Genomic DNA, 22,809 nt, shown 5'->3' with positions numbered 1-22,809 from the left:
CTCAGCGCGGGGCGTCGACGTCGTGGCCGGTGGCCAGGTCGCCGCACTCGACGAGCCGCACCGGCCTGGCGGCCAGGTAGTCGCGCGCGCCCTGGTCGCCCACCGCGCTGGCGCGCACCCCCGCCCAGTGCTCGCGCCCGAGGAGCACCGGGTGCCCCGGCACGCCGTCGTACGCCGCCCGCGCGAGCGCCGCGGGCCCCTCGCCGCCGGCGCGGACCCGGCGCACCACCTCGGGCACCAGGTCGGGCAGGTCGACGAGCGTGACCAGGGCGGCGTCGGCCGCCGACTCCTCGAGCGCGGCCAGACCGGCCCCGAGGGAGGCGCCCATGCCCTGGGCCCAGTCGGCGGCGACCACGACGCCGACGCCGACGTGCTGGTCGGCCGGTGCGGCGTCGAGGAGGCGCCGGGCGTCGTCGGCCGCGGCGCCGAGTACCACGGTGACGCTGTCGCAGCCGCCGTCGCGCAGCAGCGCGACGGCCCGGGTCAGCCAGGCTCCGCGCTCGTCGGCGACCAGGGCCTTGGGGGTGCCCATCCGGCGCCCGGCGCCGGCGGCGAGGAGGAGTCCGGTGGTCTGCACGCCCCCACTGTGCCGCACCCGCGGTGGCGCGTCAGCGGTTGAACGCCTCGGCGTACATCTCGGCGAGCCCGGGCTCGGCGGGCCCGCTCAGGCCGCACCCCAGCAGTCGCCCGTCGGCCGCGGCGAGCAGGTAGCGAGCCCCCTCCTCGAGGGCGACCCCCTCGATGAGCGCCTGCTCGCTCTCGCTCGGGGCCACCACCTCCACGCGGTCGGTGGCCCGGCCGGCGTAGAACTCGACGGGCTCGAGCACCGCCAGGCCGTCGTCGATGCCGACCACGGTGCCCTCGAGGGCCAGCGGCTGCTCGGCCAGCGCCTCGGCGGTGGGGCGCATGCAGCGCCCGGTCTCCTGGCCCTGGTCGAGGCGGGTCACCGTGGGCTCGGCCTCGTCGGCCTCCTGGGCCTCGTCGCCGGCCCCGGCGCCGCTGCCCGTGGTGGTGTCCTCGGCCAGCGGCACCTCGGCGTCGTCGCCGCCGAGCAGCGCGACCGCGCCGACCACCGCGATCACCACGACCGCGAGCCCCGCGACCAACCAGGTCAGGGGGCCGCGGCCCGAGCTGGTGACGGTCGCGGGGCTGTCGGCGGAGCGGGGGGTCTCGGACACGGCCCCAGCCTGCCGCATGCGTGCCCGCCCCAAACGTCGTCCCACGAAGGTCATGCGGTCGGGACGTCCGTCGCTGCGCGACGCATGACGTCCGCGCCCCGGCCCCGCACGCAGGCAGGGCCCCCGCCCGGAGGGGGGGGCCCTGCTGTGGTCGTGCTGTGGTCGTGCTGGGTGCTACGGGTGGGGCTGGATCAGAAGTCCATGCCGCCCATGCCACCCATGCCGCCGTCGCCGCCCGGCATCGCGGGCGCCTTCTCCGGCTTGTCGGCCACGACGGCCTCGGTGGTGAGGAAGAGCGCCGCGATGGAGGCGGCGTTCTGCAGCGCGCTGCGGGTCACCTTGGCGGGGTCGATGATGCCCGAGGCGATCATGTCGACGTACTCGCCGGTGGCCGCGTTGAGCCCGTGACCGGGGGTCAGGTTGCGCACCTTCTCCGCCACGACGCCGCCCTCGAGGCCGGCGTTGATGGCGATCTGCTTGAGCGGGGCCTCGGTCGCGACGCGCACGATGTTGGCACCGGTCGCCTCGTCGCCCTCGAGCTCGAGCTTGTCGAACGCGGTGGCCGAGGCCTGCACGAGCGCCACGCCGCCTCCGGCGACGATGCCCTCCTCGACGGCCGCCTTCGCGTTGCGAACGGCGTCCTCGATGCGGTGCTTGCGCTCCTTGAGCTCGACCTCGGTGGCCGCGCCGACCTTGATGACGGCCACGCCGCCGGCCAGCTTGGCGAGGCGCTCCTGGAGCTTCTCGCGGTCGTAGTCGGAGTCGGAGTTCTCGATCTCGGCGCGGATCTGGTTGACCCGGCCCTCGATCTGGGCGGCGTCACCGGCGCCCTCGACGATCGTGGTCTCGTCCTTGGTGATGACGACCTTGCGGGCCTGGCCGAGCAGCTCGAGACCGGTGGTCTCCAGCTTGAGGCCGACCTCCTCGGAGATGACCTGGCCACCGGTCAGGATCGCGATGTCCTGCAGCATGGCCTTGCGGCGGTCACCGAAGCCGGGGGCCTTGACGGCCACGGACTTGAAGGTGCCACGGATCTTGTTGACGACCAGGGTGGACAGGGCCTCGCCGTCGGTGTCCTCGGCGATGATCAGCAGGGGCTTGCCCGACTGCATGACCTTCTCGAGGATCGGCAGCAGGTCCTTGACGTTCGAGACCTTCTGGTTGGCGATCAGCACGTAGGCGTCCTCGAGGACGGCCTCCATGCGCTCCATGTCGGTGGCGAAGTACGCCGAGATGTAGCCCTTGTCGAAGCGCATGCCCTCGGTGAGCTCGAGGTCGAGCCCGAAGGTGTTCGACTCCTCGACGGTGATGACGCCTTCCTTGCCGACCTTGTCCATCGCCTCGGCGATGATCTCGCCGACGGTCGAGTCCGCGGCCGAGATCGACGCGGTGGCGGCGATCTGGTCCTTGGTCTCGATGTCGATGGCCATGCTCGACAGCGACTCCGACACCGAGGCGACAGCGGCCTCGATGCCGCGCTTGAGGCTCATCGGGTTGGCACCGGCGGCCACGTTGCGCAGGCCCTCGCGGACCATCGCCTGGGCCAGCACGGTGGCGGTGGTGGTGCCGTCGCCCGCGACGTCGTCGGTCTTCTTGGCGACCTCCTTGACGAGCTCGGCACCGATCTTCTCGTACGGGTCCTCGAGCTCGATCTCCTTGGCGATGCTCACACCGTCGTTGGTGATCGTGGGGGCGCCCCACTTCTTCTCGAGCACGACGTTGCGGCCCTTGGGACCGAGGGTGACCTTCACGGCGTCGGCGAGCGTGTTCATGCCACGCTCGAGGCCGCGCCGGGCCTCCTCGTCGAATGCAATCAGCTTCGGCATATCTGCTGCGATCCTTCGCAATCAAGAGCTGGACGGACCGGTTCGTTGCCCGCGACGGACGGCCAGGCCGAACCGGCGGACCCTTCCCGCCGACGCTGCTGACCTCAACTCCCCGGACCGGGGATGTCTGGCACTCTCATGAGGAGACTGCCAGCCTCATGTTTAGCACTCGCCCGGGTCGAGTGCAAACGTGGCAGCCGGTGCCCGTGGGGCACCCGGTCGTGCTCGCCGACGGCGGTCAGCAGCGAGGGCAGCAGCGCCTCGGCGGTGCGCCGGTAGCCCAGCGCGCTGGGGTGGAAGCGGTCGAGGCTGAACATCGCGTCGGGGTCGGTGACGAAGAACGGCCCGACCACCTCGGCGAGCGACACGGCGTGCGCACCGGCCTGCACCGCCGCCTCCTCCTGGGCCCGCGCGAGCTGGCGCGAGGCGAGCGACCCGAGGCGGCGCAGCGGCTGCGGCACCGGGCGCAGCGCGCCCAGGTCGGGACAGGTGCCCACGACCACCTCGGTGCCCTGGGCTCGCAGGCGGGCGACGGCCTCGGCCAGGTGGCCCGCGGCCTCGGCGACCGGCACCCGGTGGGTCACGTCGTTGCCGCCCACCACGACCACGGCGACGTCGGCGCGGTAGCCGCGCGGCAGCGTGTCGAGCTGGGCACCCAGCGTCGAGCTCTCGGCGCCGACCACCGCGGCGGTGCGCAGCCGCACCCCGCGCTGCAGGTGCTTGGCCAGCCCCTTGCTGAGCCGGCCGCCGAGGGTGTCCTTGCGCCGCTCGGCGCCCAGCCCCGCCGCGATCGAGTCGCCGAGCAGGAGCAGGTCGAGGGGGTCGCCGTAGGCGCGCTTCCAGACCCGGTCGGCGTGCGGCGCCTGCTCGCCCAGCGGCTTGCCGATCAGGCGGCGGGCGACCGCGGCCTGGCGGGCCAGCAGCCCGCGCACGGCGTACGACGCGACGCCGGCGCTGGCGCCCAGGACGACGGCGGGGACGATCAGGCGGCGGCTCACCGGCCCACCACAGCGCAGGCACGTGAACCCCGGGTGAGTCCCAGGCCGACGCCGCGTGACGACCTGCCGGCCGTGCCGCTCAGGCGAAGCGGCCCTCGGTGTAGCGGCGCAGCTTCTTGAGGAAGGAGGAGAAGGTGATGTCGAGGACCGGCGCGAGGAGCTTGAGGAGCCAGCGCTGGGCACCGGTCGGCCACATCGACAGCGTCCAGGTCAGCCGGCAGCCCTCGGGCGTGGGCACGACCAGGTAGTGCTCGCCGAAGGCGGCCATGCCCGGGGCGTTGGTGCGGGTGAAGCAGAAGGCCATCGTGCGCGGCGGGTCCCAGTCGAGGAAGACCTCCTCGCCCACGATCCCGCCCTGCATCTCGACGGTGCGGGTCGCGCCCACGGCGATGTCGCCCTCGGCCGCACCCGGGCTGGTCCAGGTCACCTTCGTGATCGCGGTGGCCCAGTGCGGCCAGGCCTCGGCGTCGGCCAGCACCTCGAAGAGCTGCTCGGGGGTGATCGCCAGGTCGACGCCGTTGGTGAAGCGTGCCGGCGCCGCCGGGATCTCGGCGACCTCCACCAGGCGGGTCTCGCGCATGGCGCGGGCCACTCAGCAGCCGCCCGCCACGGCCGGGATGACCGAGACCTGCACCCCGTCGGGGGTGGGGGTGGCCAGGTCCTCGAGGAAGCGCACGTCGTCGTTGCCGACGTAGACGTTGACGAAGCGGCGCAGCGCGCCGTTGTCGTCGAGGATGCGCGAGCGGATGCCGGGGTGGCGCGACTCGAGGTCGTCGAGGACCTCGCCCAGCGTCGCGCCGGAGGCCGGCACCTCGCTCTCGCCGCCGGTGTAGGTGCGCAGGATGGTGGGGATCCGGACGGACACGCTCATCTGTGCTGCTCCTGCCTCAGGCGATGCCGGTCGCCGCGAAGGCGGCGTACGACGGGGCGATGGTCGCCGCGGGGCCCACGGAGTCGGCCACGGCGTCGAGGGTCTTCAGGCCCATGCCGGTGTTGATGACCACCGTCTCGAGCGAGGTGTCGAGCTGGCCGGTCTCGACGAGCTTCTTCAGCACGCCCACGGTCGTGCCGCCGGCGGTCTCGGTGAAGATGCCCTCGGTGCGGGCCAGCAGGAGGATGCCCTCGCGCACGGCGTCGTCGTCGATGTCCTCGACCGCGCCGCCGGTCTCGCGGCAGATGTCGAGCACGTAGATGCCGTCGGCGGGGTTGCCGATCGCCAGGCTCTTGGCGATCGTGTCGGGCTTGACCGGTCGGATGGCGTCGACCCCGCCCTTGTAGGCGGTCGAGACCGGGGAGCAGCCGGAGGCCTGGGCACCGAAGATGCGCACCGGCTTGTCCTCGACCAGGCCCAGGCTCACCAGCTCGCGGAAGGCCTTGTGCACCTTCGTCAGCTGCGAGCCGGAGGCGACGGGGATGACGACCTGGTCGGGCAGGCGCCAGCCGAGCTGCTCGGCGATCTCGTAGCCCAGCGTCTTGGAGCCCTCGGCGTAGAAGGGACGCACGTTGACGTTGACGAACGCCCAGCCCTCCTCCTCGCCGGCGATCTCGGAGGCGAGCTTGTTGACGTCGTCGTAGTTGCCGTCGACGGCGACCAGCGAGTCGGTGTAGACCGCCGAGTTCACCTGCTTGGGCTTCTCGAGGTTGCTGGGGATGAAGACCACCGTCTTGATCCCGGCCCGGGCGCCGGCGGCGGCGACCGCGTTGGCCAGGTTGCCGGTGCTCGGACACGCGAACACCTTGGCCTTGAGCTCGACGGCGGCGCTCAGCGCGCAGGCCACCACCCGGTCCTTGAAGGAGTTGGTGGGGTTGGTCGAGTCGTCCTTGACCCACAGCTTCGTCAGGCCCAGCTCGGCGGCCAGGTTGCGGGCCTCCAGGAGGCGGGTGAAGCCGGGCTCGGTGTTGGGGCTCTGCTCGATGTCGTCGGGCACCGGCAGCAGCGCCTTGTAGCGCCAGATGTTGCTGGGGCCGGCCTCGATCTCCTCGCGGGTCACCGCGGGGAAGTCGTAGGCGACCTCCAGCGGGCCGAAGCACTCGGTGCAGGCGTAGTGCGGGCCGAGCTCGACCTGGTGACCGCACTCGCGGCAGACCAGCCCGGTGGCGTGGCCGAACGCACCCTCGCGCAGGGTGGGCTTCTCGGTGATGACAGCGCTCATGAAGTCCTCCTCCTCATCTTCCCCGGGCGTCTCTCGCACCGGGCCGGATGTAGCACCGTTTCCACGAACCGCTGGCGCAGGTGGTCCGCAGGGGGGCGGACGCCCTGGTGGGCGGAGGATCGTGGCGGTTGCCGGGACGTCGACGGGCCGTTCCCTCAGTCCCTCTTGATGAGCGAGCGCCACTGTACGCCGTCGCCGTCTCGACATGCGAGCCGGGCATCCAGGATGCGGACGCCGAGGTGGGTGGGCGCCCCGGGGCGGCTCAGGCGCGCAGGGCCTCGGCGTCGGCGGCGAAGGTGCGCAGCAGCTCGAGCACCTCGTCGGGCCCGGAGACGAGCACGTCGGCGCGCGCGGCGAGGGCCTGCTGCTCCTCGGAGGCGACGGCGACCAGCAGGGTGGCCGCCCCGCGCCGGCCGTGGGCGCTCACCGCCTCGAAGGCCTCGACATCACCGAGGTCGTCACCGGCGAAGAGGAAGCCGGCCGCTCCGGTCAGCTCGACCAGGGTGTCGACCGCCTGGCCCTTGTGCATCCCCGGGGAGCGCACCTCGAGCACGTGACGGCCGGGCTCGACCACCAGGTCGTGGGCCCTCGCGAGCTCCCCGACCGGGCCCTCGAGCCGCTCGAACGCCGCGGTGGGCTCGGGCAGCCGGCGGGTGTGCACCGCCACCGCCAGGCCCTTGTCCTCGATCCACGCCTCGGCGGCACCGGCCTCGCGCAGCACCCGGGGCAGCTCGCGCTCGAAGCTGGCCAGGCCCGCGGGCGGGCGCGGCGAGACGATGCGCCGCTGGTCGGAGGACCACCGCTCGTTGCCGTACTGGCCGAAGACGTAGAGGTCCTTGCCGGCGGCGTGCACCGCGTCGGCGACCTCCTCGAGGCCGCCCAGGTCGAGCGCCTGGCGGGCCGGGCGTCCGGTGACGACGGCGACCGCCCGCACCTGCGCGGCCAGGGCGACCAGCACGTCGGCCGCGTCGGGGTGGATGTGCGCCTGCTCGGGGTCGTCGACGATCGGCGACAGGGTGCCGTCGAAGTCGAGGCCCACGACGCTCTCGGCGGCGGCGCGCACCAGGGCGGCGTACCGGCCCTCGGCCGCGGCGGAGACGAACTCCATCGCGAGGCTCAGTCGAGCTCGCCGGTCAGGATCAGCGTCAGCCGGTCGAGCTTCATCGCACCGGTGGCCTGCAGGGTGCGGTCGATGCCCAGGTCGAGGGCCAGGAGCTTGGCGGCGCGCTCGAGCTTGGGCGGGTGGTAGACGGTGGTCGCGGGCACGGTGCCGTACCAGTTGTCCTCGCCGACCACCTGCCACCCGGCACCGGTGGCGCGCTGGGCGACCCGGCCGGCCAGGCCGGTCACCGAGGAGTTGTTGTAGACCTCGACGTAGACCTCGCCGCGCTTGATGGCCGGGGCGGGCTTCTTGGTCGGCTTCGGCTTCGCCGGCTCGCTCTCCTCGACCTCCGGCTCCTGGTCGGGCACCGCCTCCCGGGCCGCGGGGGTGATCTCGCGCTCGGTGGGCTCGGAGCCCTGGGTGGCCACGAAGGCGAAGGCGGCCATCGCCACGGCGATGACCGAGAGGATCACCACGGGCGAGGGCAGCACGGTGCCGCGCTCGGTGCGGGGACGCTGGTGGGGGGCCACGGCGCTCAGACCTCGAAGCCCAGGCGGCGGGCGGAGCGCTGGCGCTGGCGGGCGGCGCGCAGGCGGCGCAGGCGGCGCACCAGCAGCGGGTCGGCCTCGAGGGCCTCCGGCTTGTCGATGAGGGCGTTGAGGACCTGGTAGTAGCGCGTGGAGCTCATGTCGAACTTCTCCCGCACCGCGCTCTCCTTGGCGCCCGCGTACTTCCACCACTGGCGCTCGAAGGCCAGGATCTCGCTGTCGCGCTCGCTGAGCAGCGGACCCTCGGTGACGGGCTGGGCGTGGGCGGCGTCCCGCTGGGGCTCCATGCGGCATCTCCGGACTGGGCTGACGAGGTGGGTGGGCTGCTGCTCATCGTAGACCACCGAACTACACCCGTGTCATTACCGCGAGGCGTGTCCGGCGCGCGCCCGCGGGCACCCGAGGGGTCCCTAGGGTGGGGCGCATGACGAGTGAGCAGCAGACGGTGCGGTGGGGCTTCCTCACCACGGGCAAGATCGCGCGCAAGGTCGCCGCCGACCTGGCGCTGGTGCCGGGCTCGGAGCTGGTCGCCGTCGGGGCGCGCCGGCTCGAGTCGGCGCAGGCGTTCGTCGCCGAGCACGCCCCCGGGGCGCGGGCCCACGCGTCGTACGCCGACCTGGTCGCCGACGAGGGCGTCGACGTCGTCTACGTCGCCTCCCCGCACGCGCTGCACCTCGAGCACGTCCGGATGGCGCTCGAGGCCGGCAAGCACGTCATGGTCGAGAAGCCCGTCACCCTCACCGCCGCCCAGGCCGAGGAGATGGTGGCACTGGCCCGCCACCACGACCGCTTCCTGATGGAGGCGATGTGGACCGCCTGCCACCCGGTCGTGCGCGAGCTGCGCGACCGGCTGGCCTCCGGCGAGCTGGGCAGGCCGCGCACCCTGCGCGCCGAGCTGGGCTTCCGCGTCGACGCCCTGCCCGACGACCGCCTCCTCGACCCCGCCCTGGGCGCCGGGGCGCTGCTGGACATGGGGATCTACCCGCTCACCTTCGCCCACCTGCTGCTGGGCGAGGCCGAGCGCCTGCAGGCCGACGCGGTGCTCTCGCCCACCGGCATCGACCTCGACGTGGCGGTGCTGGGCCGCTACCCCGACGGCGTCCTCGCCACGCTGAGCGCCTCGATGACCTCCTGGTCGGACCGCTCGGCCGCCATCGCCACCGACCGCGGGCGCATCGAGCTGCGCGGGCAGTTCCACCACCCCGACGAGGCGGTCTTCACGCCGTTCGCCGACGGCTCCACCAACGACGAGAGCGGCAGCGAGGAGCCGCTGCACATCCGCGGTGCCGAGCCGGTGGTCGGCTCCGGCTACGCACACGAGGTCGCCGAGGTCAGCCGCTGCGTGCGCGAGGGGCTGCGCGAGAGCCCGCTGGTGCCGCACTCCCAGACGCTCACCCTGATGCGCCAGCTCGACGACGTACGCCGCCAGGTCGGGGTGCGCTACCCCGCCGACGACTGAGCTGCTTGCGGGCGGCTTGCGGGCGGCTTGCGGGCGGCCCGCTCAGCCGGCCTGCAGGTAGCGCACGACCGCCTGCACCCGCCGGTGGGCGGCCTCGTCGGCGTGCAGGCCGAGCTTGGCGAAGATCCGCTGCGTGTGCTTCTCGACCGCGCCCAAGCTGACCACGAGCGCGGCCGCCACCGAGGCGTTGGACCGGCCCTCGGCCATGAGCGCCAGCACCTCGCGCTCGCGGACGGTGAGCCCGGCCAGCGGGTCGCGCCGCCGGCCCATCAGCTGGCGCACGACCATCGGGTCGAGCACGGTGCCACCGGTGGCCACCGTGGCCAGCGCGGCCAGGAAGTCGTCGAGGTCGCTGACCCGGTCCTTGAGCAGGTAGCCCACCCCCTCCTCGCCCGGGCCGAGCAGCTCGTCGGCGTAGGAGACCTCGACGTACTGGGAGAGCACCAGCACCCGCGCCCCGGGCCAGGAGCGACGTGCCTGCACCGCGGCACGCAGGCCCTCGTCGGTGTGGGTCGGGGGCATCCGCACGTCGACGACCCCGAGGTCGGGCCGGTGCTCGAGCAGCGCCGCGACGAACGCGGGCCCGTCGCCCACCGCGGCGACGACCTCGTGGCCCTCCTCGGCCAGAAGCAGCTGCATGCCCTGGCGCAGCAGCAGCGAGTCGTCGGCCAGCACGATCCTCACGGGCCGGCCTCCCCCGCCGCGGGCCGCCCCCGGGGCACGCGGGCGCGCACCTCGGTCGGGCCGCCCACCGGCGAGCGCACCGCCAGCTCGCCGTCGACCCCGGCCAGCCGCTGCTGCAGGCCGGCCAGGCCCAGGCCCTTGGACACGTGGGCCCCGCCGGTCCCGTCGTCGTGCACCAGCACCTCCACCGCCTCGTCGTCGGCGTGCACCAGCAGCCGCGCCCGGGCGGCGCCGCTGTGCTTGTTGACGTTGGTCAGCGCCTCGGCGCACACGAAGTAGACCGCGGTCTCGACGTGCGGGGCCAGGGCCAGGTCGCCGGGCAGCCGCACATCGGCCGCGACCGGCACGCCGCTGAGCTCGACCAGCTCGGCCAGCGCGGCCGCCAGCCCGCGGTCGACCAGCAGCGGCGGGGCGATGCCGCGCGAGAGCGAGCGCAGCTCCTCCACGGCCTCGCGGGCCTGCACCAGCGCGCCGTCGAGGATCTCGGGCACCCGGTCGGGATCGCGCTCCAGCTGGCGACGGGCCCGCGCCAGGTCCATGCCGAGCCGCACCAGGCGCTGCTGCGGGCCGTCGTGGATGTCGCGCTCGAGCCGGCGCAGCGCCTGGGCCTCGGCCTTCCGAGCGGCGTCGCGACCACCCTCGACCCGGCGCACCTGCGACTGCAGCTCGGCGCGGCCGCACAGCAGCAGCGCGGCCGTGCCGCCGTGCACCAGCGCTACCAGCCGCACCACCAGCGGCAGGGTGAGCAGCGCCACCACGCCCAGCACCAGCTGGAGCAGGCTCTCGGCGAGCCTGCCCTCGCCCAGCCCCAGGAGCTCGGCCAGCCCCTGGTCGTCGTCGGAGTCGGGGAGGAACCCCTGCCAGGCCCAGTAGGTCAGCCCGCCCAGGGCGACCCCCCACCAGGCGATCGTCACGGCGAAGGCGAGCGTGCCGGTGACCAGCCCGACCAGCGACCAGGCCACGTCGAGCCACGACTGCGGGTCGCGCAGCGGCGTGAGCATCCGCCGCCAGAAGCCGGCCGATGGGAGCGGCGCCAGGTGCACCGGCGCGGGGGCCGGGCGCCGCTGCAGCGTGCGCAGCCGGTGGCGCTCCAGGTGCGCCACGCCGCGCGCGACCTGGGTCGCCAGGCTCAGCAGCAGCACTCCGCCGACGACGAGCACGAGGCCCAGGCCGGCGGAGAGCAGCACGACTGCGAGCACGAAGGCCGGCAGCGCCACGAAGAAGGCGCTCAGCGCGTACGCCGAGTCCAGGAGCAGCCGCCGCCCGGGTCCGGGCCGGGCCGGCGGTGCGGGGGCGTCGTACGACATGGGTGGCGGGCTCGGGATCTCGCTGGTGGTCTGGGTGGTCATGGTCTCCAGGCAACCCTGCTCGGGCGCCGGTCACGATCCTGCCAGCCCGACAACCCGGGTGGGGCCGGCCCGACACCTCACCACCACCCCACCGGACGACGCGCGGGGCTGGCACGGGTGACTAGGGTCGGGCCGTGCCCTCCCCCGCGTCCTACGACCTCGTGATCGTCGCCAACCGCCTGCCCGTGGACCGCGTGGCGCTGCCCGACGGCTCCAAGGGGTGGCGCACCTCCCCCGGCGGCCTGGTGACGGCCATCGAGCCGGTGATGCGCGCCAACCACGGCGTGTGGATCGGCTGGCCCGGCGGCACCGACCAGGACCTCGAGCCGTTCGAGCACGACGGGCTCGAGCTGGTGCCGATGACGATGAGCCAGGCCGACATCGAGGGGTTCTACGAGGGCTTCTCCAACGGCACCCTGTGGCCGCTCTACCACGACCTGGTCGCCAAGCCGGAGTTCCACCGGGAGTGGTGGGACTCCTACGTCTCGGTCAACCAGCGCTTCGCGGAGAAGGCCACGTCGCTGGCCAACGAGGGCGCCACGGTGTGGGTGCACGACTACCAGCTGCAGCTGGTGCCGCAGATGCTGCGCGACCTGCGCCCCGACCTGCGCATCGGCTTCTACCTGCACATCCCCTTCCCGCCCGGCGAGCTCTTCCAGCAGCTGCCCTGGCGCCGGCAGATCCTCGAGGGCCTGCTCGGCGCCGACCTGGTCGGCTTCCAGATGCCCGGTGGCGCGCAGAACTTCGTGCGGCTGGTGCGCCAGCGGGTCGGCCACAAGACCCACCGCGACCTGGTCTACCTGCCCGACGGGCGCACCGTGCGGGCGCGGCCGTTCCCGATCTCGATCGACGCCGCCGGCTTCGAGGAGATGGCGCGCTCGGAGCCGGTCGCCGAGCGCTCGAGGGAGATCCGGGAGGCGCTGGGCAACCCGCGCAAGATCTTCCTGGGCATCGACCGCCTCGACTACACCAAGGGCATCTTCGCGCGGCTGCGGGCCTTCAGCGAGCTCATCGACGACGGCCACTTCGACGTCGAGGACGCCGTCTTCGTGCAGGTCGCGGTGCCCAGCCGCGAGCAGGTCGAGCAGTACCGCATCCTGCGCGACGAGATCGACCGGCTCGTGGGGCGCATCAACGGCGACCTGGGCCGCATCGGCCGCCCGGCCATCTCCTACCTGCACTCCTCCTACCCGCGCGAGGAGATGGCGGCGCTCTACCGCGCCGCCGACGTCATGGTCGTCACGCCCTACCGCGACGGCATGAACCTGGTCGCCAAGGAGTACGTCGCCTGCCGCTTCAACGACGACGGCGCGCTGGTGCTCTCGGAGTTCGCCGGCGCCGCCGACGAGCTGCGCCAGGCCTGGCTGGTCAACCCCTACGACATCAACGGCATGAAGAGCGCGCTGCTCGAGGCCTACCGGGCGGAGTCGAAGGAGACCACGCGCCGGATGAGGGCGATGCGGCGCACGGTGACCCAGCACGACGTGGCCGCGTGGGCCGACTCGTTCATGACCGAGCTCTCCGACGTCGGCACCCACGGCAAGGCGGTCCGCCCGGCCCGCCGCTCCTGACCCGCCGTCCCGCCCCTCCGCCCGGCCCTGGCGGGCAGGGGTGGCGCGGGCCACCCGTAACTCACGGGTGCCGGGGTAGTTTGCGGGGCAGGAGGTGGATCGTGGACCTGATCCCCAAGCCCGACCAGGTGGTGTCGGCGGCCAGCAACGTGGCGCACAAGGTGCTGTACGGCGGCATCGCCGACCTGCGCCCGATGCCGCGCACGCTGATCGACGACGGCGAGCTGCGCGAGGTCTACCACTACCGGCCGGCGGCCACGACCAAGCAGGTCGGCGACCCGGTGCTGCTGGTGACCCCGCTGGCGGCGCCCTCGACCTGCTACGACCTGCGCCGCGGGTGCTCGCTGGTGCAGCACTTCGTGACCGGGGGCCGGCCCACCTACCTCGTGGAGTACGGCGAGGTGTCCTTCCGCAACCGCAACCTCGGGCTCGAGCACTGGGTCGACGAGGTGGTCCCCTCCGCCATCCGTGAGACCTCGGCCCACGCCGGCGGGCGGCCGGTGCACGTCGTCGGCTGGAGCCTGGGCGGCATCTTCTCGATGCTCACCGCGGCGGACTCCCCCGACCTGCCGATCGCCTCGGTCACGGTGCTGGGCTCCCCGGTCGACACCTCGTTGGTGCCGATCGTGGCGCCGCTGCGCCCGCTGCTCCAGCTCAACCCCACGGCCGGTCGCGGCGCCGTCACCCGGGCCTACCAGGCGATGGGCGGAGCGCCGAAGCCGCTGGTGAAGTGGGCCTTCCAGCTCTCCTCGTTCCAGAAGCTCGTCACCAAGCCGCTCGCCCTGGCCACCCACCTCGACGACGCCGACTTCCTGGCCCAGATCGAGGCCGTCGACCGGTTCACCGCCGGCATGATCGCCTACCCCGGCCGCACCTTCGGGCAGCTCTACCACCGCTTCCTCAAGGGCAACGTGCTGCGCACGGGCACCTTCGAGCTCGACGACCGCACCATCGACCTGGGTCGCATCGACGTGCCGGTGCTGGTCTTCGGGGGCTCGACCGACGGCATCGCCCCGGTGCCCGCGGTCAAGGCGCTGGTGCCGCTGCTCGCCGGCTCGCCCGACGTCCGCTTCGAGATCGTGCCCGGCGGCCACCTCGGCATGCTCACCGGTCGCGCGGCCCGCGAGACCACCTGGCGGGTGCTCGACGCGTGGGTGGCCGAGTGGTCCACCCCGGACGCGGAGCCGACGGTGACGCCGGCCAGAAAGGCCCCGGCGAAGAGGGCAGCGGCCAAGAAGGCACCGGCCAGGCGGACGGCCGCCACCAGGGAGTCGATCGGCGCCAACCCGCAGCGCCGCTACGGGTCGGGGGGCTCGCGCTCGCTGTCGCGCTGAACCGCCTCCGCGAGGGCTCGCGGGCCGCTAGCGTGCGGCGCATGTCGACGGCCACCAGCCCCACGCGCCTGCCCACCCGGGTCCGCCTCGGCTACGGCGCGGGCTCGGTGGCCACCGGCGCCTTCGGCACCGTGCCGGGGCTGATGCTGCTGCCCTACCTGACCGACGAGCTGGGCGTCGCCGCCCTGGTCGCCGGCTTCGTGGTCTTCGCGCCCAAGGCCTGGGACGTCGTGCTGAACCCGGTCGCGGGCCGCATCAGCGACCGCACCCGCGACCCCCGCGGCCCGCGCCGGCCGTGGCTGCTGCGGGCCGGGCTGGCCCTGGCGGCCACCTTCGCGCTGGTCTTCGCCGGCCCCGACGTCGACTCGCGCGTGGTCGAGACCGGCTGGGTGCTGGTCTGCTTCCTGGCCGCGGCGACGGCGTACGCGTTCTTCCAGGTGCCCTACGTCGCGATGCCCGCCGAGCTGACGTCGTCGTACGACGAGCGGACCCGGCTGATGACCTGGCGGGTGGCGATCCTGGCGCTGACCATCATGGTCGCCGGCGCGAGCGCGCCCCTGATCCGCGACCTGGTCGGCGGGCGCGACGGCTACCGGGTGATGGGCGTGGTGATGGCGGTGATCATCGCCACCGGCGCGCTGGCGGCCTACCGGGGCACCCGGGGCGCACCGACCGCGGTGCTCGAGCCGAGCCCGGGAGGGCTGCGCGAGCAGCTGCGCGTGGTGGCGGCGGCTCGTGACTTCCGGCTGCTGCTGACCACCTTCGTGCTGCAGGCGCTGGCCACCGGCTGTATGCTCGCCGGGGTCGACTACCTGGCCGGCGAGGTGCTGGGCCGCGACGGCGCGGCCACGATCCTCTTCGTCTGCTTCGTGGGCCCGGCGCTGGTGCTGACCCCCGCCTGGTCGTGGCTGGGCGCACGGGTCGGCAAGAAGCACGGCTACCTGGCCGCCTCCGTGGTGCTGGCCTGCGGCGCCCTGCTCGCCTCGACCGCGCGGGTCGCGCCGCCGGGGCTGGTCTTCGCCGCGGTCGCGCTCGTCGGGGTGGGCTACGCCGGCTGCCAGGTCTTCCCGCTGGCGATGCTGCCCGACGCGGCGGCGGTCGACGCGCGGCGCACGGGCAGCAACCGCGCCGGCGTCTACACCGGCGTCTGGACGGCCGGCGAGACCCTCGGGCTGGCGCTGGGCCCGGCCGCCTTCGCGGTGGTGCTGGCCCTGGGCGGCTACGTCTCCAGCCAGGGCGGTGGCGTGGTGCAGCCCGACTCGGCCCTCTCGGCCATCACCTGGGGCTTCTCGCTGCTCCCGGCCGCACTGACCCTGGCCAGCCTGGTCTGGCTGGTCCGGTACCGCATCGAGGCGAAGGACGTGGACGCGTGACCCGCACGACGACGAGCACTCCCCCCAGCACCCCCGCGGAGGTCCGCGAGCGGCTGGCGCACCTGCAGTCCCAGGACCTCCCGGTGCACAGCGGACGCACCCTCGCCTACGTCTACGACTCCGGCCTCGACGAGGTCGACCGGGTGGCGCGCGAGGCGGTGGCCGCCTTCGCCGGGTCCAACGGGCTCGACCCGACCGCGTTCCCCAGCCTGCTGCAGATGGAGAACGACCTGGTCGCCGCCGGGCTGCGGCTGCTCGACGCGCCCGACGGCGCGGTGGGCACGGTCACCTCCGGCGGCACCGAGTCGTGCCTGCTGGCCGTGCAGTCCGCCCGCGACTCCCGCCCCGACGTGGTCGGGCCCCGGATGGTGCTGCCCGACACCGCCCACCCGGCCTTCCACAAGGCCGCGCACTACTTCGGCGTCGAGATGGTCGTGGTGCCCACCGGCGACGACCACCGCGCCGACCCCGCGGCGATGGCCGCGGCCATCGACGAGCGCACGGTGCTCGTGGTGACCAGCGCGCCGTCGTACGCGCACGGCGTCGTCGACCCGGTGCCGGCCGTGGCGGCCGCCGCCGCGGCCCGCGGGGTGCGCTGCCACGTCGACGCCTGCATCGGCGGCTGGGTCCTGGGGTACGCCGCGCGGCTGGGGCGCGAGGTGCCGCCCTGGTCGTTCGCGGTCGAGGGCGTCACCTCGGTCTCGGTCGACCTGCACAAGTACGGCTACGCCCCCAAGGGCACCTCCCTGCTGCTGCACCGCACCAGCGCGCACCGGCGCCCCCAGCTGTTCTCCTCGGCCCGCTGGCCGGGCTACACGATGCTGAACTCGACGCTGCAGTCGACGAAGTCGGGCGGGCCGCTGGCGGGTGCGTGGAGCGTGGTGCAGCTGCTCGGAGACGCGGGCTACGAGCAGCTGACCGCGCAGGCCCTGGAGGCGACCGACCGGGTCGTGGCCGCGGTGGCCGGGCTGGCCGGGCTGCGGGTGGTCGCGCCGCCCGACGCGACGCTGCTGGTGCTCGGCACCGACGACGACCTCGACCCCTTCACCGTCTGCGACGAGATGGCCGCCCGCGGCTGGCACGTGCAGCCGCAGCTGTCCTACGCCGGGGCGCCCGCGACGATCCACCTGTCGTTCTCGGCCGCGACCCTGGCCCACGTCGACGAGCTCGTCGCGGCCCTGGCCGCCTCGGTGGCGGCCGCGCGCGCCTTCGGGCCGGTGCGCGTGGACCCCGAGGTGGCCGCGGTGATCGCCGCCCTGGACCCGGCCGGTCTGGGCGACGCCGACCTCGACGCGCTGCTGGTCGCCGCCGGGCTCGCCGGTGACGGCGGGGCCGGCGGCGCGATCGCGCTGCCCGAGCGGATGGCCGAGGTCAACGCGATGCTCGACCTGGCCACCCCCGAGATGCGCGAGGCGCTGATGATCGCCTTCCTCGACCGGCTCAGCCGACCGTCGTCCTGACCCCCTCGAGCCCGGCGGTCGTGGCGTAGCGCTCGAGGTAGGCGGTCATCATCAGCACGCCCTCCTCGACCAGCAGCGCGTCGCCGTCGGCGTCGTGCTCGTGGGCGAGCTGGAAGACCCGGTCGCCGACCTCGACGGCCAGCTCGGCGGCCGCGGGGCTGAGGTCGTCACGGCACAGCCCGTGCTCGAGCGCGAAGCCGCGCAGCGTCGCGGCGATCCGGATGTTGTGGGCGCGCCCGAAGCGGGCGACGGCGGCGTTGCCGCGACCGCGCAGGTAGATCTCGACGAAGGCGGCCCGGCGCCGGTAGACGGTCACGAAGGCCGCCATGGCCGTGCGCACCACCGTGGCCACGCTGAGCTCCTCGAGCGCGGCCAGGTCGGCGGCGACCTGCTCGTCCATCTCCGCCATGTCGCGCCCGGCCAGCGCGAGCAGCACGGCCTCCTTGTCACCGAAGTACTGGTAGAGCGAGGCGACGGGCACGCCCGCGCGCTGGGCGATCGCCCGCGTCGTCAGTGCCTCGACCCCGTGCTCGAGCACCAGCGCCTCGGCAGCGTCGAGGATCGCCCCGACCCGCTGGCGGCTGCGCGCCTGCGTGGGCACGCGGCGTACCGCTCCCAGGGCCGGATCGGTCCCCTCCGCGGGCTCCGCGCGCTGCTCCCGTGCTCGTCCCGCTGCCATGCGGCGCAGTGTAGGCCGCGGTCCCACGACGTAGCGTCGGCGTCATGAGTGCGTTGACGAGGCTGGTGGACCAGGGCCGGATGGCTCCCGACTGGGCGCAGGCCCTGGAGCCGGTGGCCCGGCAGGTCGAGCAGGTGCAGGAGGTCCTGCGCGCCGAGAGCGCCGCCGGACGGGCCTGGCTGCCCGACGAGGACCGGCTCTTCCGGGCCTTCGAGCGCCCGCTGGGCCAGGTGCGGGTGCTGCTGGTGGGCCAGGACCCCTACCCGACGCCCGGGCACCCCGTGGGCCTGTCCTTCTCGGTCGACGCGGCGATCCGTCCGGTGCCGCGCAGCCTGGCGAACATCTACCGCGAGCTCGAGGACGACCTCGGCCACCAGGCCCCGGTCCACGGCGACCTGACCGCCTGGGCCGACGCCGGGGTGATGCTGCTCAACCGGGTGCTCAGCGTCGGCGCGGGCGTCTCCGACTCGCACCGCGGCCTGGGCTGGGAGCAGGTCACCGACCAGGCGGTGCGGGCGCTGGCGGCGCGCGGTGGTCCGCTCGTCGCGCTGCTGTGGGGGGCCAAGGCGGGCGGGCTGCGCCGCCACCTCGGGTCGGTGCCGGTCGTCTCGTCGGCGCACCCCTCGCCCCTGTCGGCGCACAAGGGCTTCCTCGGCTCGCGGCCCTTCTCCCAGGTCGACCGGCTGCTGGTCGAGCAGGGCGGCGCTCCGGTCGACTGGACCCTCCCGGCCGACCCGGCCCAGATCTCACCCTGACCCGGCCCAGACTTCGCGCCGACCCGGCCTGGATCTCGCGTCGACCCGGCCCGGACCGGCAGCCGCTCAGCGCAGTCGCGTGCGCCGCATCATCCGCAGCCCGCTCAGCATCTGCTTGACGTAGGCGTCGTAGTCCTGGCCCGGCCGCGGGCCGAGGACCTGCTTCTTGAGCACCGCCAGGTTCTGCACGTCGGTGTACTTCAGCAGCCCCTGGTCGCCGTGGCGCGCCCCGACCCCCGACTGCTTGACCCCGCCCGACGGCGTCGACTTCGAGGCGTACGCCGTGGCCAGCGCGTCGTTGACGTTGACGTTGCCCGACTCGATGCGCGCCGCGACGGCCTGGGCGCGCTCCAGGTCGCTGCCCCAGACCGAGGCGTTGAGGCCGTAGTCGGTGTCGTTGGCCAGTGCCACCGCCTCGTCGACGCTGCGGTAGCGGTGCAGGGCGACCACGGGCCCGAAGGTCTCGGTGACCCCGCAGAGCATGTCGGTGGTCACGCCCTCGAGCACGGTCGGCTCGAAGAACGCCGGGCCGAGGTCGGGGCGTGGGCGCCCGCCGGTCAGCACCGTCGCGCCCTTGGCCACCGCGTCCTCGACGTGCGAGAGCACCCGGTGCATCTGGTCGACCGAGACCAGGGAGCCGACCTCGGGCCCGAAGTCGTAGGCCGCGCGCACGTCGAGCGCCGCCGCGGCCCGCACGAACTTCTGCTTCAGCTCGTCGTAGCGGCTGTCGGGCAGGTAGATGCGCTCGATGTGCATGCAGATCTGCCCGGTGTTGCCGAAGACGCCGAACAGCGTGCTGGTCACCCACTCCTCGGCGTCGACGTCGTCGAGCACGATCTGCGGGTTCTTGCCGCCCAGCTCCAGGCAGGCGCCGATCAGGTTGCGACCGGCCCGCTCGCCGATGGTGCGCCCGGTCGCGGTGCTCCCGGTGAACATGACGTACGACGCGTTGTCGATGAGCGTGGGCCCGACGTCGGGTCCCTCCCCGCAGACCACCTGGAAGAGCCCCTCGGGCAGCCCGGCCTGCTCGAGCATCGCGATGCCGTGCAGCGGGGAGAGCGCGGTCTTGTTGTCGGGCTTGAGCACGACGGCGTTGCCGGCCATCAGTGCCGGGATCGCGTCGGAGATGCCGGTGGCGAAGGGGAAGTTCCAGGGCGCGATGATGCCGACGACACCCTTGGGCTGGCGGATCTCGGTGGAGTGCGAGACCACCGGCACCGGGCCGCCGTGCCGCTTGGGGGCGAGCAGCCGCGGCGCCCGCTTGAGGTAGTGGCTCATCACCATCGGCGGGTCGCAGGACTCCTCGACGGCCATCCGGCGGTTCTTGCCGCTCTCGGCCTGGATGAGGTCGGCGGTGGTCAGCGCGTTGGCCACGAAGATCTCGTGGGCCCGCTTGAAGACCGCCAGCCGGCGGCGCAGCGGGGTGGCCGCCCAGGCGCGCTGGGCCTCGCGCGCGGTGGCGAAGGCGCGCTCGATGTCGGCGGGGGTCGACTGCGGCAGGTCGACGAGGTGCTCGCCGGTGTAGACCTCGGTCAGCTTCCAGGTGCCGCCCGAGGTCGAGGGCACCCGGGCCACCAGGCCACGCATGAAGTCGTCGGTCAGGACGGTGGGTCGCTGCAGGCTCATCGCTCAGCCCCGGCCCAGCACGAGGTCGGCGCCGCGCTCGCCGATCATGATGGCCGGCGCGTTGGTGTTGCCGCCGGTGATCGACGGCATGATCGAGGCGTCGCAGACCCGCAGGCCCTCGACCCCGCGCACCCGCAGCTCGGGGTCGACGACGGCGAGCTCGTCGACGCCCATCCGGCAGGTGCCCACGCCGTGGTAGACCGACGTGGCGCGGTTGAGGATCTCCTGGCGCAGCTCGCTGCCGCGCAGGTGCGAGCCGGGGTGGATCTCGCTCTTCACCGCGCCGCGGAAGGCCTTGTTGGCCAAGATCTCGCGGGTGATCTCGGAGCCCTCGACGAGCAGGTCGAGGTCGGCGGGCTCGGCGAGGTACTGCGGGTCGATCAGCGGCGCCGCGGTGGGGTCGGCCGAGGCCAGGCGCAGCGTCCCGCGGCTGCGGGGGTAGATCAGGGTGCTCAGCACCGTGAGCGCCGGGCGCTGGTCGACGTCGTGGCGCACCGGGGCGTCCTGGTTGGGCGAGACGTAGGCCCAGGGCAGCAGGTGCAGCTGCAGGTCGGGGATGCCGCCGGTGGCCTGCGAGGTCTGCAGGAAGGCCAGCACCTCGAAGACGGAGTTCGCCAGGAACGTCGACCCCGGTCGCAGGACCTCCTTGGCCACGCCCTTGCCGAAGAAGGTGGCGCTGCCGCGCAGCGCCGACGACGTGGCGTGGAAGGTCAGGGCGTGGAAGAGGTGGTCGTGCAGGTTGTCGCCCACCGGGAGGTCGGCGACCACCTCGATGCCCTGGTCGCGCAGGTGCTGGGCGTGGCCCACGCCCGAGAGCATCAGCAGCTGGGCCGAGCCCACGAAGCCGGCGGAGAGGATGACCTCCTTGGCGGCCCGGACGGTGCGGCTGGTGCCGTCCTTGTCGCGCACCACCACGCCGGTGGCACGACCGTTGTCGATGACGACCCTGGTGGCCAGCACCCGCGACTGGACCTCGAGCGTCGGGGGCGCGAGGTGGTGGATGTAGCCGCGGGAGGCGGAGTAGCGCAGGCCGTCGGCGGCGTTCTGCTGCATCCGCGCCACCCCCTCCTGCGAGGCGCCGTTGTAGTCGTCGAGGACCGGGGCGCCGACGGTGTCGGCGGTGGCCTCGAGGAACTGCAGCGACCCCTCCTGCGGCGCCTTGTTGTAGGTGACCCGGATGGGGCCGCCCTCGCCACGGAACTCGTCGGCGCCGCCCTCGTAGTCCTCCATGCGCCGGTAGGCGCGGTTGACCGAGTCGGCGTCCCAGCCGGTGCAGCCCTCGGCCGCCCACGAGTCGTAGTTGGCCCGGTTGCCGCGCACGTAGACCATGCCGTTGATCGAGCTGGAGCCGCCGAGCACCTTGCCCCGCGGCACCGGCATCGTGCGGTCGAGGATGTGCTTCTGCGGGGTCGTGTAGTAGCCCCAGTCGACGGTGCGCTTGATCTGCGGCACCGCGTGCATCGGCCCGATCATGCCGGGCTTCCTCGTCAGGAACTGCTCGTCGCTCTTGCCGGCCTCGAGCACGATGACGCTCGCACCCGACTGCGCGAGCCGACCCGCGATCGTCGCGCCGGAGCTCCCGGAGCCGACCACGACGTAGTCGGCCTCGTTGCTGGGTGCCTTCTTGGCCATCGGAGCCTCCATGCGCTCGGGCGGTGCGAGTCGACGAACGGCCTCACATACCCACGGAATGTGTCGGCGCCCACACTAGGGCACGAATGGAACTTGTTCTAGTTTTCTGCTCCGGTTCACCGCCGGACTGGACACCTCGCCACAATGGCCGGGTGCGCATCCTGTCGATCCAGTCCTCGGTCGCCTACGGCCACGTCGGCAACTCCGCCGCCGTCTTCCCCCTCCAGCGACTGGGCCACGAGGTGTGGCCGGTGCTGACGGTGCACTTCTCCAACCACACCGGGTACGGCGCCTGGCGCGGGCCGCTGCTCGGCCCCGCCGACGTGCGCGAGGTGATCGCGGGCATCGACGACCGCGGGGTGCTCGGCAGCGCCGACGCCGTGCTCTCCGGCTACCAGGGCGACCCGGCCGTGGGGGCCGTCGTCCTCGACACCGTGGCGCGCGTCAAGGAGCTCAACCCCGACGCCGTCTACTGCTGCGACCCGGTGATGGGCGACGTGGGGCGAGGCATGTTCGTGCGCCCGGGCATCCCCGAGTTCATGCGCGACACCGTCGTGCCGGCCGCCGACGTGATCACCCCCAACCACTTCGAGCTCGACTTCCTGGCCGGCACCACGACCCGCACGCTCGACGAGGTGCTGGCCGCGGTCGACGTCGTGCGCGAGCGCGGCCCCCGCGACGTGCTGGTCACCAGCGTGCTGCACGACGAGGTGCCCGCCGAGCACCTCGAGGTCGTCGCGGTCTCCGACACGGGCGCCTGGGCGGTCACCACTCCCCTGCTGCCGATCAGCCCGAACGGCTGCGGCGACGTCACCGCCGCGCTCTACCTGGCGCACCTGCGCAGCACCGGCTCGCCCGGCACCGCGCTCGAGCGCACCACCGCCTCGGTCTTCGGCATCCTCGAGGCCACCCTCGCCGCCGGCACCCGCGAGATCCAGCTGGTCGCCGCGCAGGACGCGATCGCGACCCCGCCCGCCACCTTCACCGCCCGCCGCCTGCGCTGACCCGGCGCAAATGTCTCGCTGACCCGGCCCAAACCTCCCGCCGAGTCGGCCCGAATCACCCGCCGACCCGTCCCGGAT

The 22,809-nt window shown here is 73.7% G+C and carries 22 protein-coding genes and 1 riboswitch; of the genes, 7 read left to right on the top strand and 15 right to left on the bottom strand.

Annotated features, from left to right (window positions below):
• Position 1: 1 nt before the first annotated feature.
• The 10 genes from ABKW28_RS08040 to ABKW28_RS07995 all read right to left on the bottom strand — a co-directional run bounded on the left by ABKW28_RS08040 (position 2) and on the right by ABKW28_RS07995 (position 8,092).
• Positions 2 to 577, bottom strand: coding sequence for a nucleotidyltransferase family protein (locus ABKW28_RS08040; protein WP_193668541.1), 576 nt, complete (start codon positions 575 to 577; stop codon positions 2 to 4).
• Between the two features lie 31 nt (positions 578 to 608).
• A complete protein-coding gene (locus tag ABKW28_RS08035) occupies positions 609 to 1,178 on the bottom strand; it encodes a hypothetical protein (protein ID WP_348608056.1) in 570 nt (189 codons plus the stop codon).
• A gap of 191 nt (positions 1,179 to 1,369) precedes the next feature.
• Complete coding sequence (groL, locus tag ABKW28_RS08030; RefSeq protein WP_179614286.1) at positions 1,370 to 3,004, bottom strand: chaperonin GroEL; 1,635 nt, start codon at positions 3,002 to 3,004, stop codon at positions 1,370 to 1,372.
• A 104-nt stretch (positions 3,005 to 3,108) separates the two neighbouring features.
• Positions 3,109 to 4,002, bottom strand: coding sequence for an SGNH/GDSL hydrolase family protein (locus tag ABKW28_RS08025; protein WP_193668543.1), 894 nt, complete (start codon positions 4,000 to 4,002; stop codon positions 3,109 to 3,111).
• Positions 4,003 to 4,081: 79 nt separating this feature from the next.
• Positions 4,082 to 4,582, bottom strand: a complete 501-nt coding sequence (locus tag ABKW28_RS08020) for an SRPBCC family protein (RefSeq protein ID WP_348608053.1) — start codon at positions 4,580 to 4,582, stop codon at positions 4,082 to 4,084.
• Between the two features lie 12 nt (positions 4,583 to 4,594).
• Entirely contained in the window at positions 4,595 to 4,873 is a 279-nt protein-coding gene (locus tag ABKW28_RS08015; RefSeq protein WP_193668545.1) for a MoaD/ThiS family protein, read from the bottom strand.
• Between the two features lie 16 nt (positions 4,874 to 4,889).
• On the bottom strand, positions 4,890 to 6,155 hold the full coding sequence (gene thrC / locus ABKW28_RS08010; protein ID WP_193668546.1) for a threonine synthase: 1,266 nt from the start codon (positions 6,153 to 6,155) through the stop codon (positions 4,890 to 4,892).
• A 10-nt stretch (positions 6,156 to 6,165) separates the two neighbouring features.
• A riboswitch (SAM riboswitch) is annotated at positions 6,166 to 6,330 on the bottom strand.
• Positions 6,331 to 6,417: 87 nt separating this feature from the next.
• Positions 6,418 to 7,263: a trehalose-phosphatase gene (otsB, locus tag ABKW28_RS08005; RefSeq protein WP_348608050.1), complete on the bottom strand. Its 846-nt coding sequence runs from the start codon at positions 7,261 to 7,263 to the stop codon at positions 6,418 to 6,420.
• Between the two features lie 8 nt (positions 7,264 to 7,271).
• The gene (locus ABKW28_RS08000) at positions 7,272 to 7,787 is read right to left on the bottom strand and encodes a LytR C-terminal domain-containing protein (protein ID WP_307823022.1); all 516 of its coding nucleotides are present in this window, start codon (positions 7,785 to 7,787) and stop codon (positions 7,272 to 7,274) included.
• A 5-nt stretch (positions 7,788 to 7,792) separates the two neighbouring features.
• Positions 7,793 to 8,092 carry a DUF3263 domain-containing protein gene (locus ABKW28_RS07995; RefSeq protein ID WP_193668548.1) on the bottom strand — a complete coding sequence of 100 codons (300 nt, stop codon included), beginning with the start codon at positions 8,090 to 8,092 and terminating at the stop codon, positions 7,793 to 7,795.
• 137 nt (positions 8,093 to 8,229) lie between these two features.
• On the opposite strand from ABKW28_RS07995, the gene ABKW28_RS07990 reads away from it, so the two are divergent.
• Positions 8,230 to 9,264 (top strand): Gfo/Idh/MocA family oxidoreductase, encoded by a 1,035-nt coding sequence (locus ABKW28_RS07990; RefSeq protein WP_193668549.1) that lies wholly within the window; start codon positions 8,230 to 8,232, stop codon positions 9,262 to 9,264.
• Between the two features lie 42 nt (positions 9,265 to 9,306).
• On the opposite strand, the gene ABKW28_RS07985 is transcribed toward ABKW28_RS07990, so the two are convergent.
• Positions 9,307 to 9,948, bottom strand: a complete 642-nt coding sequence (locus ABKW28_RS07985) for a response regulator transcription factor (RefSeq protein ID WP_193668550.1) — start codon at positions 9,946 to 9,948, stop codon at positions 9,307 to 9,309.
• Positions 9,945 to 11,297, bottom strand: coding sequence for a sensor domain-containing protein (locus tag ABKW28_RS07980; protein ID WP_348608047.1), 1,353 nt, complete (start codon positions 11,295 to 11,297; stop codon positions 9,945 to 9,947). Before ABKW28_RS07980 ends, ABKW28_RS07985 begins: the two co-directional genes overlap by 4 nt.
• 134 nt (positions 11,298 to 11,431) lie before the next feature.
• Here ABKW28_RS07980 and ABKW28_RS07975 point away from each other — a divergent pair, with 134 nt between their 5' ends.
• From ABKW28_RS07975 to ABKW28_RS07960, 4 genes are all read left to right on the top strand, one after another.
• Positions 11,432 to 12,868: a trehalose-6-phosphate synthase gene (locus tag ABKW28_RS07975; RefSeq protein ID WP_348608044.1), complete on the top strand. Its 1,437-nt coding sequence runs from the start codon at positions 11,432 to 11,434 to the stop codon at positions 12,866 to 12,868.
• A 101-nt stretch (positions 12,869 to 12,969) separates the two neighbouring features.
• Positions 12,970 to 14,202 carry an alpha/beta fold hydrolase gene (locus tag ABKW28_RS07970; protein WP_348608041.1) on the top strand — a complete coding sequence of 411 codons (1,233 nt, stop codon included), beginning with the start codon at positions 12,970 to 12,972 and terminating at the stop codon, positions 14,200 to 14,202.
• Positions 14,203 to 14,243: 41 nt separating this feature from the next.
• Complete coding sequence (locus ABKW28_RS07965) at positions 14,244 to 15,575, top strand: MFS transporter (protein WP_348608038.1); 1,332 nt, start codon at positions 14,244 to 14,246, stop codon at positions 15,573 to 15,575.
• The gene (locus ABKW28_RS07960) at positions 15,572 to 17,035 is read left to right on the top strand and encodes an aminotransferase class V-fold PLP-dependent enzyme (protein WP_348608035.1); all 1,464 of its coding nucleotides are present in this window, start codon (positions 15,572 to 15,574) and stop codon (positions 17,033 to 17,035) included. Before ABKW28_RS07965 ends, ABKW28_RS07960 begins: the two co-directional genes overlap by 4 nt.
• Here the strand turns inward: ABKW28_RS07960 and ABKW28_RS07955 are convergent.
• On the bottom strand, positions 17,016 to 17,714 hold the full coding sequence (locus tag ABKW28_RS07955; RefSeq protein ID WP_193668555.1) for a TetR/AcrR family transcriptional regulator: 699 nt from the start codon (positions 17,712 to 17,714) through the stop codon (positions 17,016 to 17,018). The genes ABKW28_RS07960 and ABKW28_RS07955 overlap by 20 nt on opposite strands.
• A gap of 44 nt (positions 17,715 to 17,758) precedes the next feature.
• Between ABKW28_RS07955 and ABKW28_RS07950 the strand changes: the two genes are divergently transcribed.
• Positions 17,759 to 18,469 carry a uracil-DNA glycosylase gene (locus ABKW28_RS07950; RefSeq protein WP_348608032.1) on the top strand — a complete coding sequence of 237 codons (711 nt, stop codon included), beginning with the start codon at positions 17,759 to 17,761 and terminating at the stop codon, positions 18,467 to 18,469.
• Between the two features lie 66 nt (positions 18,470 to 18,535).
• On the opposite strand, the gene ABKW28_RS07945 is transcribed toward ABKW28_RS07950, so the two are convergent.
• Both ABKW28_RS07945 and ABKW28_RS07940 read right to left on the bottom strand, forming a co-directional pair.
• Positions 18,536 to 20,095: a succinic semialdehyde dehydrogenase gene (locus ABKW28_RS07945; protein WP_348608029.1), complete on the bottom strand. Its 1,560-nt coding sequence runs from the start codon at positions 20,093 to 20,095 to the stop codon at positions 18,536 to 18,538.
• Positions 20,096 to 20,098: 3 nt separating this feature from the next.
• A complete protein-coding gene (locus ABKW28_RS07940) occupies positions 20,099 to 21,727 on the bottom strand; it encodes a GMC family oxidoreductase N-terminal domain-containing protein (RefSeq protein WP_193668558.1) in 1,629 nt (542 codons plus the stop codon).
• A gap of 152 nt (positions 21,728 to 21,879) precedes the next feature.
• Here ABKW28_RS07940 and pdxY point away from each other — a divergent pair, with 152 nt between their 5' ends.
• Positions 21,880 to 22,731 carry a pyridoxal kinase PdxY gene (gene pdxY, locus ABKW28_RS07935; RefSeq protein ID WP_348608026.1) on the top strand — a complete coding sequence of 284 codons (852 nt, stop codon included), beginning with the start codon at positions 21,880 to 21,882 and terminating at the stop codon, positions 22,729 to 22,731.
• Positions 22,732 to 22,809 lie beyond the last annotated feature (78 nt).

This window comes from Nocardioides sp. 31GB23 (assembly GCF_040012395.1).
GTDB classification, from domain to species: domain Bacteria; phylum Actinomycetota; class Actinomycetes; order Propionibacteriales; family Nocardioidaceae; genus Nocardioides; species Nocardioides salarius.
The sequence above is the reverse complement of the archived record's forward strand: the minus strand, read 5'-3'. Positions and strand labels throughout refer to the sequence as shown.